At 29.2% G+C, this 17,169-nt stretch carries 15 protein-coding genes; 2 read left to right on the top strand and 13 right to left on the bottom strand.

The features are described from left to right. Positions 1 to 90 precede the first annotated feature (90 nt). Entirely contained in the window at positions 91 to 624 is a 534-nt protein-coding gene (locus tag ACZ5B9_RS04970; RefSeq protein ID WP_464423609.1) for a hypothetical protein, read from the top strand. 26 nt (positions 625 to 650) lie between these two features. On the opposite strand, the gene ACZ5B9_RS04965 is transcribed toward ACZ5B9_RS04970, so the two are convergent. The 4 genes from ACZ5B9_RS04965 to ACZ5B9_RS04950 all read right to left on the bottom strand — a co-directional run bounded on the left by ACZ5B9_RS04965 (position 651) and on the right by ACZ5B9_RS04950 (position 6,445). Beyond that, complete coding sequence (locus ACZ5B9_RS04965; RefSeq protein ID WP_464423608.1) at positions 651 to 1,484, bottom strand: hypothetical protein; 834 nt, start codon at positions 1,482 to 1,484, stop codon at positions 651 to 653. A 264-nt stretch (positions 1,485 to 1,748) separates the two neighbouring features. Continuing rightward, the gene (locus ACZ5B9_RS04960; protein WP_464423607.1) at positions 1,749 to 2,822 is read right to left on the bottom strand and encodes an asparaginase; all 1,074 of its coding nucleotides are present in this window, start codon (positions 2,820 to 2,822) and stop codon (positions 1,749 to 1,751) included. A 311-nt stretch (positions 2,823 to 3,133) separates the two neighbouring features. Then, a complete protein-coding gene (locus tag ACZ5B9_RS04955) occupies positions 3,134 to 4,882 on the bottom strand; it encodes a 1-deoxy-D-xylulose-5-phosphate synthase (RefSeq protein WP_464423606.1) in 1,749 nt (582 codons plus the stop codon). A 423-nt stretch (positions 4,883 to 5,305) separates the two neighbouring features. Next, the gene (locus ACZ5B9_RS04950; RefSeq protein ID WP_464423605.1) at positions 5,306 to 6,445 is read right to left on the bottom strand and encodes a toxin-antitoxin system YwqK family antitoxin; all 1,140 of its coding nucleotides are present in this window, start codon (positions 6,443 to 6,445) and stop codon (positions 5,306 to 5,308) included. 317 nt (positions 6,446 to 6,762) lie between these two features. On the opposite strand from ACZ5B9_RS04950, the gene ACZ5B9_RS04945 reads away from it, so the two are divergent. Continuing rightward, complete coding sequence (locus tag ACZ5B9_RS04945) at positions 6,763 to 8,979, top strand: heavy metal translocating P-type ATPase (protein WP_464423604.1); 2,217 nt, start codon at positions 6,763 to 6,765, stop codon at positions 8,977 to 8,979. A 266-nt stretch (positions 8,980 to 9,245) separates the two neighbouring features. Here ACZ5B9_RS04945 and purD read toward each other — a convergent pair whose 3' ends face one another. From purD to ACZ5B9_RS04900, 9 genes are all read right to left on the bottom strand, one after another. After that, on the bottom strand, positions 9,246 to 10,511 hold the full coding sequence (gene purD, locus ACZ5B9_RS04940; protein WP_464423603.1) for a phosphoribosylamine--glycine ligase: 1,266 nt from the start codon (positions 10,509 to 10,511) through the stop codon (positions 9,246 to 9,248). Between the two features lie 21 nt (positions 10,512 to 10,532). Then, positions 10,533 to 10,940 carry a hypothetical protein gene (locus ACZ5B9_RS04935; protein WP_464423602.1) on the bottom strand — a complete coding sequence of 136 codons (408 nt, stop codon included), beginning with the start codon at positions 10,938 to 10,940 and terminating at the stop codon, positions 10,533 to 10,535. Positions 10,941 to 11,084: 144 nt separating this feature from the next. Continuing rightward, complete coding sequence (locus ACZ5B9_RS04930) at positions 11,085 to 11,600, bottom strand: adenylate kinase (RefSeq protein WP_464423601.1); 516 nt, start codon at positions 11,598 to 11,600, stop codon at positions 11,085 to 11,087. 8 nt (positions 11,601 to 11,608) lie between these two features. Then, positions 11,609 to 12,718, bottom strand: coding sequence for a tetratricopeptide repeat protein (locus tag ACZ5B9_RS04925; protein ID WP_464423600.1), 1,110 nt, complete (start codon positions 12,716 to 12,718; stop codon positions 11,609 to 11,611). Positions 12,719 to 12,740: 22 nt separating this feature from the next. Beyond that, positions 12,741 to 13,901 carry a tetratricopeptide repeat protein gene (locus tag ACZ5B9_RS04920; RefSeq protein WP_464423599.1) on the bottom strand — a complete coding sequence of 387 codons (1,161 nt, stop codon included), beginning with the start codon at positions 13,899 to 13,901 and terminating at the stop codon, positions 12,741 to 12,743. A 105-nt stretch (positions 13,902 to 14,006) separates the two neighbouring features. Beyond that, positions 14,007 to 14,282: a Txe/YoeB family addiction module toxin gene (locus ACZ5B9_RS04915; protein WP_021769151.1), complete on the bottom strand. Its 276-nt coding sequence runs from the start codon at positions 14,280 to 14,282 to the stop codon at positions 14,007 to 14,009. Then, positions 14,276 to 14,515, bottom strand: coding sequence for a type II toxin-antitoxin system Phd/YefM family antitoxin (locus tag ACZ5B9_RS04910; protein ID WP_464423598.1), 240 nt, complete (start codon positions 14,513 to 14,515; stop codon positions 14,276 to 14,278). Before ACZ5B9_RS04910 ends, ACZ5B9_RS04915 begins: the two co-directional genes overlap by 7 nt. A gap of 72 nt (positions 14,516 to 14,587) precedes the next feature. Beyond that, on the bottom strand, positions 14,588 to 15,763 hold the full coding sequence (locus ACZ5B9_RS04905) for a YARHG domain-containing protein (protein ID WP_464423597.1): 1,176 nt from the start codon (positions 15,761 to 15,763) through the stop codon (positions 14,588 to 14,590). Between the two features lie 93 nt (positions 15,764 to 15,856). Further along, positions 15,857 to 17,014 (bottom strand): YARHG domain-containing protein, encoded by a 1,158-nt coding sequence (locus ACZ5B9_RS04900; protein WP_464423596.1) that lies wholly within the window; start codon positions 17,012 to 17,014, stop codon positions 15,857 to 15,859. Positions 17,015 to 17,169: the final 155 nt, after the last annotated feature.

Below are 17,169 nucleotides of genomic sequence, written 5' to 3'. Positions count from 1 at the left end.
TTTTTGTAAATTTTGTAAATCTTGAAAAATTAAGTAAATTGCGTTATACTTTATTAAAATCTTATCTTTTTAAATTTGAAGGAGAAAAAAATGATTAAAAAAATTGTATTATTACTCACTTTACCATTAATATTAAATTCCTGCGAGATAATAGCTGGATATGCCGTCCTTCATACTGCAAATGAAGGAATCAGGGAAATGAACAAAACTAACCAGTCTAAAAAATCAGATGGAGAATATGCCATTAGAAATAAAAAATACAAGCAGGGAGTTTTGATGGCTCTTAAAAATACTAGCACTCGTGAAATAAGTGGAAAAGGAAAAATTTGGAAAATAGAAATTTCTATTCCTGAAAATACTGAAATTAAAGAAAATGCTAAAGCTATTAAAACGAGAGAAAGCTATTTTAATTATCATTTGACTGATTTGAAAACTGGATATGGATTGCCAATCTATATTAGAATAAATAGTTGCAATTATGGCGAAACTGGAAAAGAACTAGATTTTTCCTATGATATTCAAAATCTCGATGAAGAAAGCAGAAAAGAAGCCAGAAATTTAATTGAAAAAATAAAAGAAGCAAACTATGATATAAAATGCGAGATTTCCTCAAAAGAAAATTAGGTGTGTAAATTTTACACACCCTTCTATCAATTTTTAAAAATTCCTTCAAAGATATCTTTAGTATCGCTATCACCTATGATATAAACCCCTTCTTTTAATATTTTTACATAAGTTATTTTAACTTGCAAACTTCCAAAATTATTTATTTTCTCAGTAATTTTATAAGCATTATCACCTATTTTTTCTAAATTAGTTGATATGTCAAAGCTTTTCCCCTTTTTTTCCTTGTACTCTTTCAAATTATTTTTATAATATTCATCAAGCGGATATTCTACTAATTTCTTTTCATAATATTTTATTTGCTTATCAATATACTCTTCACTCTGTTTTTTATAATATTCCTCATAATTCTCATCTTTTCCATTATTTACTATCTTTTCAAAATTCTTTTTACCTCTTTCAAATACAACTAATTTTTTAGGAAAATAACTTTTCTTTTCCTTATCATACAAAACTGATAGCATATTTCCGAAATCTGTTTCCATCGGTTCCTTCACTCTTCTAAATTCAAGTCCTTCAGGCATTAAAATCGAGATATTTTCAAATACTTCTGTATTTTCTCTTTTTCGTAAAATTACACTTTGAATATAGTTCTTTTCTTGAATTTCTTTTTTTTCCATATCAATTTTCGCTTGTTCCTGTTTTTTTCTTTCTTTTTCCTTTCTTTTTGCCTCTTGTTCTGGAGTTTCAGGCTTTTCTGGCAAAGGATTACAAAAAAAACTATTTGGATATTCTGCACAAGCATACACCAACGCTGTTCCTCCAAAATATGTTACTGCTGCTGCAGTCGCTAATGTAGCACAAGAATTTATCCCAAATATCCCTATCAACATTAAAAATAAAATCTTAAATTTTCTCATCTTTTTCTACCTTTCATAAAAATATTTTTTTGTATTATATTGTATTTTTAATATTTAATAAAAATTATATTCAAATAAATTATTTCTAACCATTTTATTACTCCTTTTCCAAAAATTTTTGTACAATAATTATTAAATAAAAAATGCACTTAAATTATTTTAAAAATTTATAACTATTCTATTCAAATCGCTGCATTATTTAATTTTACCGCCTTGATATTATACTCGAACCTATTTAAATATTATTTTAAGTTGTAAACAAGCCTATTTTGTAAGTTCTCCTGCCACATTTTCAACCAATCTTTCCTTCACTTTTTTAACATCATATTTCCCTAAAAGGCACATAAATTTGGTAATTGCAGCTTCTGGTGTCATATCGTATCCATTTACAACACCCAGTTCCGTAAGTATTGCATTTGACTCATAAAGTCCCATTTCTACGCTTCCAACTGTGCATTGAGTTACATTCAGAATTATAACTCCCATATCAATTATATATTTTATGGTTTCTAAAAATTCCTTATTTTGTGGAGTGTTTCCACTTCCGTAAGTCCGTAATACAAGTCCTTTTATACTATCATCATCTTGGAATATCCGTTTTAAAATTTTAGGGTTAAATCCAGGGAATACATCCATCATCAGTACATTTGGATTAATTTTGTAATCTACATAAAATTTCCCCTCTGGCTTTGATAATAGCCTGTTTTCATATATTTTTATTTTTGAGCCTGCCTGCCCTAATGGAAGATAATTTGGGGAAGAAAATCCAAAATAATTTGTAGAATCAAGTTTTCTCGAACGGTTTCCCCTAAAAAGATGATCTCTGAAAAATACGCATACTTCTGGAATTATTGGCAATCTTTCATCTTCTGAATTACAAATTTCGCTATTTCCCTGTGTCTGTTTTTCAATTATTTCAATAGAAGTTAGCAAGTTTTGCAGTCCATCACTTCTAATTTCCTGAATCGGACGCTGTGCTCCTGTCAAAATTACCGTTTTCCCAAGATTTTTTAACATAAAAGAAAGAACACTTGCAGTATAAGACATCGTATCCGTTCCATGAAGTATTACAAAACCTTTGTACTTATCGTAATTTTCTTCAATTATGTTACCAATTTCCAGCCAAATTTCATAATTCATATCAGAAGAATCTATAATTTTCTCCGTTTTTACATAATCTACATTCATTTCCTTTAAAAATTCATAATTATGAATAACTTCACTCCAAGATGTAGACGGCTTTAATGCACTTTTATTGTCTTTTTTATCCGAATGAACCATACTTATAGTTCCCCCAGTATTTATTATCAAAACTTTCTGAGTTTTTTGTTTATCCATATATTCCACTATCCCCTTTGCTACCATTTATTTTCTATTCAAAATTTATTTCATCTTTTTCATTTTCATACTTAACTACTTAAAATATTATAATTAACTATTTTAAAAAATAAACTTAAAAATTATGATTATTCTCGAAAAAATCGTTGTTCTATTTAACTTTTATTATCTTATGTTTATAAAATAAGTATATCAAATTTCTTTTATAAATACAATTTGGATTTTTAAGAAAAAGAATAAAAAAGAAAAAATATAAAAAAACAGGAAATCCCTTATTTACTAAGTTAGTTCCTGATTTTATTTAATATTAATTATTTCACAATGTCTAAAATATCCTGTGTAATCTGCTCTTTTGTTAATCTATTATTTTTAAACGCCATCTCTGGAACCATCCTGTCAGTAAATTCCTTTTTGATACCGTAATTTAATACTTTTGTATCAGAAGTACCATAAAATCTTACAATTTTTTCTCCAAATCCGCCATCTATTACACCATCTTCTAGTGTAACAACTAATTTATGTTCTGTTTTTAGTTCGTTTAATAATGTTTCATCAATCCCTGAGGCGTATCTTGGATTAATTAATGTTGCATCAATTCCATTTTCTTTTAAAAGTTCTTTTACTTCTTTTCCTAATTTATAAAAGTTTCCTAGCCCTAAGATTGCTACTTCTTTTCCTTTTTCAGTAACAAGATATTTGTTTAAGTCGCTAAAATCTTTTTGTACATTTCCTGTATCTTCTGACAATTGAGAAGGCACTCTTATTGCAACTGGATGCTCTTTGTATTCAATTGACCAATTTAGCATTGCGAAATATTCTTCCTTACTTGTTGGAGCTAGAAATACCATGTTTGGAATATTTGACACTAATGAGATGTCAAACCAGCATAAGTGAGTAACATCGCTCATTCCGCCTAGTCCTCCGCCAAAAATAAGGATTGTAGCTGGATTATTATTTATTGCCAAATCTTGAGAAAGCTGATCGTAAGTTCTTTGAATAAATGTGCTAAAAACTCCATATATTGGTTTTCCTTCATTTTTAGCCATTCCTGAAATCATCGCCACAGCCTGCTCTTCTGCAATTCCAACATCAATAAACTGTTTTGCAAATTTATCTCTTCTATCCTTTGTAAATCCTAAAACAGTTGGTGTTCCGGAAGTTACAACAGCTACTGTCGAATCTTTTTCCATTTTATCCATCAAAAATTCAGCAGTATCATTACTCAATCCGCCAGAATAAGAATTACGTTTTTCTCCTGTTTCTGGGTCAAAAGGCATTCCATAGTGCCAAGTTTCCTTATCCTTTTCAGCGTAAGACAGCCCTTTTCCTTTTTGAGTATGCACGTGAACAACTATTGGATAGTTAATGTCTTTTACTTTCTCAAAAACTTCTATCAAAGCATCCAAATCATTTCCTTTATCCACATAAACATAGTCAAGCCCCAACGATTTAAAATAATTATTTTGAACCTGTCCGTTACTTTCTCTTAATTCTCTTAAATTTTTGTAAAGCCCTCCATGATTTTCAGCAATCGACATATCATTGTCATTTGCAACAATAATCATATTCGTACCAAGTTCAGAAGCCATATTAAGTCCTTCAAATGCTTCTCCGCCACTAAGAGAACCATCTCCGATAATTGCAATTATATTTTCTTTTGCACCTCGTAAATCTCTCGCTTTAGCAAGTCCAGTCGCCAAACTCACAGAGGTCGAAGTATGTCCGATTTTAAAGAAATCATGCTCGCTTTCATCTTGATTGGTATACCCCGAAATCTCCGAATATCTATCCAAATCTAAAAATCCAAATTTTCTCCCAGTAATAATTTTATGCGGATAACATTGGTGTGAAACGTCAAATACAAATTTATCAATAGGTGAATTAAACACCTTGTGTAACGCAATTATTAGTTCAACTGCTCCAAAGTCAGGTCCTACATGTCCCCCTTTATTGCTAACTCTGTGAAGCATTGCATCCCTAATATCCTGAGCCAATACAGTCAGCTCTTCTCTACTTAATTTTTTCAAGTCTTCTGGCGAATTTACCTTTTCTAATGCCATTTTTTCCCTCCTAAAGTTATTATTTTTCATTAAACTTATACCCAATTGTAACAAATATTACTTAAAATCTCAAATGCTTTTTTCTTATAATTACTATGTCTTTTAGCAATAACTAAATCTAAATTTTGATATTTTTTTGAAAATTAAAAAGACAGTACTTTTTAATAATAGACCAGCTAATAATCAGTTAATATTAAAAAGCCTGTGCTTATATTTATTTTTTATTTACCTTATCTGTTTCTACCTGAACCACTTCCGCTATCTGCAGATTTGCCTGAAATTCTTTTACAGTAACTTCACTTCTGTACTTTTATGTTTTGCGAAAAACTTAACAGTCCAAATGATAATAATGCTGTTAAGACTAATTTTTTCATCGAAAATCATTCCTTTCAAAATATTTATACTTTAATTCTTTCTACTATATTACTTAATTACAGGGTTTTTCAAAAATTCTCTCAAAGCTTTTGAATCTTTATTGTAATCCTTCACAAAACTTAATGAACTTTCCGAAGGAACTTTACAATAACTCTTGAAATATTTTGTAATAAAATCTTTGTCGTTAAGTTCAGTATATTTTTTTGATACTTTTTTAATATCTTTAGACATCTTTAATAAATATGATTCTATAAGTGCTTGAACAGGCTCTCCTTCAAATATATAATACTGAGGAATAACCATTCCCAACGAAGAACAAAAAGATTTGTTTCCAAAAAGTTTTACTTGTTCCTTATAGTGTTCTTCTGTTAATCCCTTTAAATTGAATTCCTTCAATGTCTTGAAAAAGTAGTCCCTATCCTCGACATTTACCTTATAAGTGCTATCTTGTGCAATAAATCCTAAAAACTTATCAATTTTTGTTGAACTTGCAACTTCATCATCTTTATAGGTTCCTTCTTCTAAAAGTCGTCCTTTATTATCAAAAACTTCAAATTTACCATCTCTAATAAATGTATAATAGGAATAGACAATTCTATTTATTTCTTTGTATATTACTTCAACTTTCATTGTAGTTTCTTTATTTCCTTCTTTTGTGTGAATTTCCATTATACCTCTATTTCCTGAAGTTTGAGTATATGTGGATTTAATACTTCCATCTTGATTATATACTTTAGCAAAAGTCAAAACATCATTTTTAAATATTTGTATATTCATTAGTTGTCCATCTTCATAATAATTTTTGGATTCACCATCTTTTACCCCGTTTTTCCATTCACCAACATCAATTAATTGTCCATTATCTGTATAAGCATAAAGTTTTCCATGATTTTTACCATTTTTTATAGTGGATAATCCAATAATTTTCCCATCCAAATAGAGAACTGCCACTCCACTAAATCCTTTTCCTGGCTGTCGCGGAATTCCATTTATTATTTTAAGCGTTGTTATATCACTCACATCAACATCTTTAAGCTCATTATAATTACTCAACTTTGAAAGCCCTTTTATTGTTCCTAATTTTACTCCAAATGAAATTGTACTTACTAGCATAGCTAGTATTAACATTACTAATTTTCCTAGATAACTTTGTTTTTTTGAATTTATTTCACAAAAATAGTATTTCATTTTAATCTCTCCTATCTTCATTTAAATATTTTACAATAGCACATTATTTCATGAATTACATCATAATATAATCTTATTAATGAAATTCAATAAATTATATCACACATATCTGATATTATTCTTTTTTTCTAATGTTAATATTGATGTTTTGTTAAAAAATATTAAATTATAATATATTTAGTAAAAAAATAACTATTAATTTACGAAAAAATATGTTGACAATAAATATTAAATATAGTAAACTATATATGAATAGATGTTCATATATTAAAATGATGTAAAATTGATAAATAAAAAAACTTTTGGAGGTTAGGCTCATGAAAACTAATGAATGCACGTTATTTATTGAAGGGATAGACTGCCCTAACTGTGCCGCTAAGATTGAACGTAGATTAAATACGCTGGAGAGAATTAAGGCGGCTACTGTTGATTTTCTTGGGAAAAGGGTTATTGTGGAGTCTGAGAATTTTTCACAGGATGAACTGGCTGAATTTATTCAAGCCGAAGTGAATAAAATTGAGGATGGAGTAAAGATTTCTACCAAAAAACTTCATGCCCACAGCCATAGTCACTCACATTCTCATGCACATATCCATGATCACAGCCACTCTCACGCTCATGGAGAAGAGGATACTGATAAAATAAAGAAAAAATTATTAATTGGCGGAATTTTATTTTTACTAGGAATTTTTATTCCAAAAACTTTGTTTATTCCTAAATTAGCTGTATTTCTGGTAAGTTATTTCATAATCGGCGGCGATGTTCTGCTTTCTGCTGTAAAAAATATTTTGAAGGGACAAGTTTTTGACGAAAACTTTTTGATGGCAATTGCGACAATTGGGGCATTTGCTATTGGAGAATATCCTGAAGGTGTGGCTGTTATGCTATTCTATCAGCTTGGGGAACTGTTTCAAGGTATTGCAGTTAATAATTCAAGAAAATCTATTATAGCGTTAATGGACATTCGTCCTGATTATGCAAATCTTAAAACTGATACTGGAATAAAAAAAGTAAATCCTGAGGAAATCAAAGTTGCTGATATTATTGTAGTAAAACCAGGAGAAAAAGTACCTTTGGATGGAAAAATTATAAATGGAAATTCAACTTTTGACACTTCTGCACTGACAGGAGAATCACTTCCTCGTGAAGCAAAAACAGGGGATAATGTCCTAAGTGGATTTATAAATAAAACAGGGCTTGTGGAAATTGAAGTTGCAAAAGTGTTTTCAGAATCAACTGTTTCCAAAATACTTAACTTGGTGGAAAATGCCAGCAGTAAAAAATCAAAAACAGAAAACTTTATTACAAAATTTGCAAAATATTATACTCCAGCAGTTGTAATAACAGCTTTAATTATGGCAATTTTCCCTCCATTGTTAATTTCAGGTGCAACATTTACAGACTGGATTTATCGTGCTTTAATTTTCCTTGTTGTATCTTGTCCATGTGCTTTGATTATTTCTATTCCATTAGGGTTTTTCGGTGGAATTGGTGGTGCTTCAAAACACGGGATTCTGGTAAAAGGTGCAAATTATCTGGAAGCATTGAATGATGTGGAAAGTGTCGTTATGGATAAAACAGGAACTTTGACAAAAGGTGTCTTCAAAGTTACTGAAATAAATGTTGAAAATAATGTAAAAATAAATGATTTTGAAAATAATAAAACTGATTTGACACAATCTTTACTATTAAAATATTCCGCACACATTGAAAAATTTTCAAATCATCCTATTGCACAGTCAATAGTTTCTGAATACGAAAATTCTGCTACAAAAATTGATGAAAGTATTGTAAAAGATTTTGAAGAAATTTCAGGATTTGGAATAAAGGCTAATATAAATAATCATCAGATTTTAGCTGGAAATTCTAAATTGATGAACTTGGAAAATATTAAATTTACTGAAAAAGAAAATTTAGGAACTGTAATTTACATTGCATTTGATGGGCAATATATCGGAAATATCCTAATTTCTGATGAAATAAAAGCAGATTCTCCAAAAGCAATCAAGGGAATGAAAGCAAACGGAATCAAGGAAATTATAATGCTTACTGGCGATAATAATTCAATTGCTAAAAACATTGCTCAAAAACTTGGAATTGATAAAGTGTTTGCTGAACTGCTTCCAAATGAAAAAGTTGAAAAACTGGAAGAAATTTATAAAACTAAAAGTGAAAAAGGGAAGGTTGTATTCGTAGGAGATGGAATAAACGACGCACCTGTACTTGCCAGAGCCGACATTGGAATCGCAATGGGAGGTGTCGGAAGTGATGCCGCCATCGAAGCTGCCGATGTTGTAATAATGAATGACGAACCTTCAAAAATAGTAACCGCTATGAAAATAGCCAAAAAAACTAAAGCAATTGTATGGCAGAACATTACTTTAGCATTTGCTGTAAAATTAATCGTTCTAGTTCTAGGGCTTTTTGGGGATGCAACAATGTGGGAAGCTATATTTGCAGATGTTGGTGTTGCCTTGCTTGCTGTATTGAATGCAACTAGAGTTTTGAAATATAAAGTTAATGAAAATTATTAATTGTAAATATGTTTAATACTAAACCCCATTTAAACAACGAACTTATTATAAACTTTTTTAGTAATGGATAAAAGCCTAATATTTTAATATAATTTTCGCTTTTTAAACGGGGAATAGTATAAAATAATAACGTAAAAAATAAAAAAAGTACATTTGTAGGATAAATAAATACCTTTGAATGTACTTTTTATTTTCTCCATCAAAAAAGACTGTCTAAACAACAGCCTTTTCTATTATATTATTATTTTATCTTATTTCAACTTATACTAAAATCTTCCGCCAATATCTTTTCTAAAATACATTCCTTCAAAATTTATAGTTTTCAAAAGTTCATACGCCTTTTTTTGTGCTTCTTCCAATGTATTCCCAAGAGCCACAGCATTTAATACTCTTCCGCCATTTGTCAACAGTTTTCCATTTTCAACTTTTGCTCCAGAAATAAATATTTTGTTGCCATCACTTTCTTTAAAGTCAAGCACTCCAGTGATTTCATCGCCTTTCCTGTAACTTTCTGGATAACCTCCAGCAGCGGCTACTACACAGCACGAATGTAGCGGTTTCCAATTGACTTTAACTTCCGATAATTTTTTATCAAAGGATTTTTCTATTAACTCTAGCAAGTCATTTTCCAGAAGTGGCAATACCGCCTGAGTTTCCGGATCTCCCATTCTCATATTGTATTCAAGCAGATAAACGCCTTTTTTAGTAATCATAAGCCCAAAGAAAATCACTCCCGCAAAATCCATTCCTTCAGCCTGTATTCCCTTCAAAGTCGGCTCCATTATATCTGACTTAAATTTTTCAAAAATTTCATCTGTAACAAACGGATTGGGACTGATAACTCCCATTCCTCCTGTATTTAGTCCCGTTTCATCTTCCCCTATCTTTTTATGGTCTTTTGCTGACAATAACGGTACAATTACTTTACTGTCTGTAAACGATAAAATCGAAGCCTCTACTCCATCCAGAAATTCTTCAATTACAACTTGACTTCCAGCGTTTCCAAATTTCTCATCAACCATTATATCTTCCACAGCCTTAATCGCCTCATCCAAATTTTGAGCAATAATAACTCCCTTTCCTGCTGCAAGCCCGCTAGCCTTTATAACCACAGGAAAATCTTTCCAGTTATTCAAAAATTCCTTAGCTTTTTCAGAATTATCGAAAATTTCATAAACTGCTGTCTTTATTCCATATTTTTTCATAAAATTCTTAGAATATGCCTTACTTCCCTCAAGAATCGCGGCCTTTTTATCAGGCCCAAATATTTTCAGTCCATTTTTGTGAAATTCGTCCACAATTCCCTGAACAAGCAATTCCTCACTTCCCACAACTGTCAATTCAACATTATTATCTTTGGCAAACGAGATATACTCATCAATTGATCCTAAATTCACACTTTCAGCATTTGGTAACATTTCTACACAGGCATTTCCTGGAGCTATAAAAATCTTCTCCACCTTTTCATTTTGAGAAAGTTTCCAAGCAATCGCATGTTCTCTTCCACCAGCACCCACAATTAATATTTTCATCATTTCCTCCTGTATACTTATTTATATATATTTTTCTATATACTCTAAAAGTTCACTAGCAACTCTCAGTGGACCTTGAGGTGCAGTTTTTAATCCATTATCCTTAAGATTTTCTAAAGATAAATTTTCATTATCTACATATTTTAATAATTTTAATCTTATAAATTCTTTTTTCATATTTTTATTTTTATCAAATTCACTTTTATTAAGCCAATATTTCCTATCATCTACTTCAATATTAGAAGAAATAAAGATTTTCTCTATAATCGCTTTATACATTATTTTTTGTTGAGGTCTTGTACAATATAGATATACAGTATCACCTTCTTCATATTTTGATTTTTTTGTCCAATCTATAAATCCCTTATCGTTAAAAGCAGCAAAATAATCATACTTTGTAGAGTTTGCTGGTATTATCCAATATCTCATTTTTCCTCCTAAATATATTTTATCACATTTTCCTGTAATATTAAATGCAAAAAATTGAAAATTATTTTTAATAATCTATTTTTCTCCAATTATAAAGTTGTTGTTTATTTTTTATCAATTTTACTATAAATACATCTAAAATTTTTACAATTCAATATCAAATTGATACTCATCATCAATAAGCGTATAATCAATATTATGAATTTTACATAATTTTAACACTCTGTCATTATCTCTCAAAACACTTTCCAATGTGCAGTAACTGTCATCTATTCTGCTTTCAACAACATTTGCATATTTTTTTATATCACTAAAATGCTTATTAATGTAATTTTTACTCATAACCAGACAAATACATTTTATATTCTCTAAATATTCTTTTTCAAAATCTTTTTTCCAGTCAAATGAAATATAACATCCCTCGACAATAAGATTCTGTTTATTTTCAATAGCCGTTTTTATCATTTCCAAAATAATTGGCCATAACAAATCTGTTAATTCATCATCACTGCTCATAGCCGTCAATTTAGTATATCCACTTCGGATAAGTCCCATTTTTAAATGATCAATAGACAAATACGGATACTTATATTTTTCAAGTAATTTTTGTGCCAGTTTTGTTTTTCCAGTATGAGAAGCTCCCATTATTAAAATTATCATTTTCCCTCCTAATCTAACTTCTGATGTCGTGGACAATCTATCAAAAAACAGTCATACAAAAATTTAGGATAAATTTTTACTTCTGGTTTATAATCCGTTTTCAATATTTTTTCATACTCCGCCTTCAAATTCTTTATTTGCCTTTTTATCTCCCTAATTTCTTCTTTTTTCTCAGATTTTGTCCATTCTCTTTTAAATTCTCCATTTTTAACATCTTCTATTTCTTCATTTTTAAATTTCAATACTTTCTCAAAAGATTTTTCTAATTTATCAAATTTATTTAATCGCTTTAATGAATAAAAATAAATTGGTAGTTCTTCATATGGTACTTGGCAATCTTCTTGAGCCTCTATTTTTAAGTAAATCTCTACAAGTTTTTTATAATTCTCAGATAAATAATACAGACTTTCTAAATCACTACCAAAAAAATAATCATTATCAATATTTTCTGACATTAATTCATCAATTTGAGCCTCAATATTTACAAATTCCTTCAACTGAACCTTATTCGCAATATAAATATACTTTATCTTAACAAAATCTTCTTTTCCAAACTCAAAATCTTTTTTTATTAATTCTTCCAAAATTATTTTTGCCTCTTCGTATTTTCCATTAACCATCATCAAATTCGCATATTCAAACTTATAAATTGGATTATTTTCGAGCTCACAAGCTCTTTTATACATTTCTTCCGACTTATCATATTTCCCAGCACCATAATAATCCGCCCCAAGTCCATAATAAGCCTTTGAATTATTCGGATTAAATGCCACAGCCTTTCTCAAAGTTCTGATTGCTCTCTTACTGCCATCTCTCTGATCATCATAATAATACCCTAAATTAGTATAAATCCGTGATTTTTCCTCATCAGTCAATTCATTTTCATATTTTTTAATAAATTCATTCAATAATTTATAAATATCATCCCATTGATAATTTAATTCATAATAAGTTGTTGTTAATTGACAAATAATTTCTACATTTTTAGGATTTTCTAAAAGACATTTCTCCAAATAATCCTTATATTCAATAAACGCATGCTTATAATTATCGTAACTATCATTTTTTTTGATTTCATCCTGAATATATCTTGCCCATTCTTTTTGTGTTTGTTTCATAATTTTATTCCTTTCATATTTTTCAATTCTCATCAATTATCAGATGCTGTGGACAATCCAGTAACCAACATTCATATTTCAAGTACATAAATATTTCCATCTTAGGCTTAAAATCTGTATTCAATATTTTTTCCAGCACTAAATTAATGTTTTTCAATTTCTGCTTTTCATCTTCTATCATTTCCAAAAGTTCTTCTTCTGTTGTATCTTTCTGATATTCTTCGTCAGTCTTTATTTCTTCAATGTTTTGAAAAATCTCTTTTTCAGCTTCTTTCAATATTTTATCTATTTTCTCAAATTTATCCAATTGTTTTAACGAATAAAGATACGGTGCCATATAATTTGCTTCTAAATTAAAATTAACATTCTCTGCATATTTGCAATATTTTTCATAATTACCACATAAATAATATAAATCTTTTATTACATCTTCGTCAAACGTGTTAAAACCTTCATACGTCAACCAATTCAAATATCTTTCATAATCTGTTTTCTCCAGCATTTCAAACTTTTTTATTTTTTCCAAAAGTTTTTCTATATTTCCAGTATCTTTATTTCCTAAATAAATTCCACAAAGAACTCTGTAAAAATGATATTTAATGTTGTTTGAGTCTTCCATTAACAAATTATCTAAAATTTTTTCAGCTTTTTTATATTCTTTATTTTGAATTAAAATCAGTGCATATCCATAACTATATTTTGTTTCATTACTCATTTTGCAGGTAATCTCTATATTTTCAAGAGATTTTTGATACATTTTAGCATAAAAACAAATAGCTGAAAGTCTGTAATAAATGTCTGCATTATTTGAATTAATTTTTATTGCTTTTTCAAGATAATCAATAGCCTTTTCTTCCATACATCCCATATCCTCACACAAATAAGCCAAATCAGCATATATTCTAAACTTTTCATCTTCTGTCAAAATATCAAAATTCCTTTTCAAAAATGTTTCTAAAATTGCTATATCGTCGCATTTCCTGCTCAAATAGCAAACTCCCGCCAACTGACAAACGACCGAAACATCTTCAGGATTTTTCGTGGTTTCCTTTAACAAGTATTTCCTATAATTTTCAAGTGCAACATCATATTCTGTTCTATCTTCATTTCCCATTTTTTCCCATATTTCATAAATATATTTTTTCATACCTTCATTCAATTTAACTTCAATATCCAATTTCATCTCCCAATTTTTATTTTAAACTTATTATAACATTTTTTTAAAAAACAAAAAAGGTTACAATTTTATTTGTAACCTATCTTCTTTCACAATTTATTTCTTCTACTTTTAAATTTCGTAATGTGTCCACATACTAATGATATTTATTCTTTTCTCTTCTTCTATAACTTCATACACTAGCCTGTGCTGTTTATTAATTCTTCTTGAATAATAACCTTTCAAATCTTTAGTTAAAATCTCATAGGACGGTGGTGTTTGAAAAGGATTTTTCTTTATAAGACTTATTAATTTTTCCACATTATTTTTTAATGCTGGAAATTGCTTTATTTTCTCTTTATCCTTATTAGCTTTTTTCAAAATATAAATTTTGTACTCTTCTACCATTCAAAAACCTCGTAATCTTCATCAGAAGCCTTTTTTGCCGCTTCAATTTTTTCTTTCATTGTTGGATCTGATAACAGGTATAGAGTTTCTAATAAACCATTATATTCAGTTTCGCTAATGATAATAGCATTTCCTTTTTTAGTGTTCACATTGATAACATCATTATAGTCAATTGCCGACTCTAAATAAGAAAATAAATTTTTTCTCAAATTAGTTGCATTCGTATTTGTCATAAAAATCACTCCTTTCATCTATGTACATAATACAGTACATCATTATAAAAGTCAAGCAACTTTTTATAATTTCTATTTTCCCCTGCTTTTTATAATCTTATCTACATTATTAACAACTTCATAGTCATCTTCTCCCAATTCCACATTTTTTCCAATTGGAATATACCACAGGAATTTTGAGAAATAATCTTTTAATTTTTTATCAGAAAAATCATATCCTGCTGCTGCATAAGGATAATTTCTCATTATTTTCAAATCTTCATTGGTAAGTTCTTTTAATTCATCTGCTGTTAAATATCCCGCGCTGTAAGCGGCTTTTGTTAGATTATCTCTGTATTTATAGCCTTTTTCCGTTTTTTCAGGAAAATAGTAATTACCGTTTAGATATGCTATTTCTGATAGATTAAATTCATCTTCAGGACTAAAATTCTTTGTTTTAAAATGTAAATATCCTTTTTTTAATTTCGCATAAAGAACTTTATATTGCCCATCTCTATCGTAATAATTTCTGTATCCGTAATCAATATTCCCTTCTCCAGCTAATTTCCAGTCTATATATTTTCCATTCTTCATCTTTATTTCAGGGATTGCAATCAAAGCGCTTCCAGGCTCAACAATTACTTCAAAGTCATCCACTTTTTGATTTTTCCATTTTGAAATAGTAGACCAGACATAATTAAAGTCGTTATATCCAACACCGCCACTTCCATCGTAACGATAGCTATGCTCAATTACATTTTCTCCCTTCTTCAAGTTTGCTTTAAAATAATAAACATAGCTTCTTTTATAATAGTCGGCTTCCTCTTTTGCCTTTTCTTCATCATATTCCTTAAAATATTTTTTCACTTCTTCAAGTTTTTTCACGTCCTTTGGAACAAAATCGGTTAGTCTGTAAGAAACTGTATTTACACTCTTCCCATTTACAACAGTTCTAAAATTTTTAAAATGATTAACTTCATCCCATTCCTCATTTCCACCTTCAGGCGTAATAAACCCAATGTACTTCTCCCCAGCCTCAGGACTGTCAAACACAAATCTTACAGTTACCGCCATTTCATTTACTGGTCCATACTCCCCCTTGACTTTTTCCAGCTTAAAATGAAGTTTCTCACTTTTTATCGCAATATTAGACACATTCATTGGAACAATATGTCCACCTTCCGAACCAAATTCCCAGTCATTTGCTAGTAAATTCAATCCAACAAGAAACATTAAACAGAATAATAAAACTCTTTTAATTCTTTTCATGGCTACCATCTCACTTTCATAATTTGAAATAAATAATTTATATATTTATTTTTTTCTGCTTTTTATAATCTTCTCAACATCTTTAATAACTTCTTAGTCATTTTCATATAATTCCACATTTTTTCCAATAGGAACATACCACAAAAATTTTGAGAAATAATCTTTCAGTTTTTTATCTGAAAAATCATAGCCTTTCAACGCATAAGGATAATTTTTCATTATGTTCAGATCAGCATCAGAAATTTTCTTTAATTCATCTTCTTTTAATAATCTTGCGTTATAAGCTGCCTGCATCAAATCATCTGTATATCTAAAACCTTTTTCAGTTTTTTCAGGAAAATAGTCCTCAAGGTTCAGATTACGTATTTCTCTTAATCTAAATTCATCTTTAGGACTGAAATCCTTTGTCTTGAAACGTAAATATCCTTTTTTTAATTTTGCATAAAGAACTCTACTTTTTACATTATCACCATCATATTTTTTATATCCGTAATCAATATTTCCTTCCCCAATTAATTCCCAATCCACTCTTTTTCCATTTTTCATCTTTATCTCCGGTATTTCAATAAAAGCATTTCCTGGCTCGACAATCACTTCAAAATCATCCACTTTCTGATTTTTCCATTTTGAAATAGTCGTCCATACATAGTTAAAATCATTAGAAATAGAACCCTCGATTCCACCATAATGATATCTATGTTCAACTACATTTTCACCCTTCTTAAAATTTGCCTTGAAAAAATAAACATAGCTCTTTCTATAATAATCAGCATCCGCATTTGCTTTTGCTTTATCATATTCCTTAAAATATTTTTTTATTTCCTCAAGCTGTTTTATATCTTTCGGAAGAAAATCTGTCAATTTATACGTTTTCATACTTACATTTTTTCCATTTACAGAAGTTTTAAAATTTCTGAAATTATAATCTTCGTTTGCTTCTTCTCTGTTCTCCGGATCACTAAGCCATTCTTCCTGTCCACTTTCAGGTGTAATAAATCCAATATACCTCTCACCGGCCTCAGGACTGTCAAATACAAATTTTACAGTTACTGTCATTCCCTCTGCCATTCCATAGTCAGCTTTAACACTTTCCATTTTAAAATGAATTTTTTCACTCTTTATGGCTATATCCGATACATTCATCGGAACAATATGTCCACCTTGCGATCTAAATTCATAATCATTTGCCGTCAAATTCACACTTATAAGAAACATTAAACAAAGTAATAAAAATATTTTTATTTTTTTCATGGTGACCACTCCACTTTCTATTAATTTTTTTACTTTTCAATATAAGTATACCTCGGATATTAATATTTTTCCAATATTTTTCTGCGAAAAAAATACTCCAAAACTAATTTTTTTGTAAATTATCTAGTTTTCACTGATACCCAATTAAATAATTT

Source organism: Leptotrichia sp. SK-5 (assembly GCF_055387215.1).
Note: the sequence above shows the minus strand (reverse complement) of the source record. Positions and strands in the feature narration are given on the sequence as shown.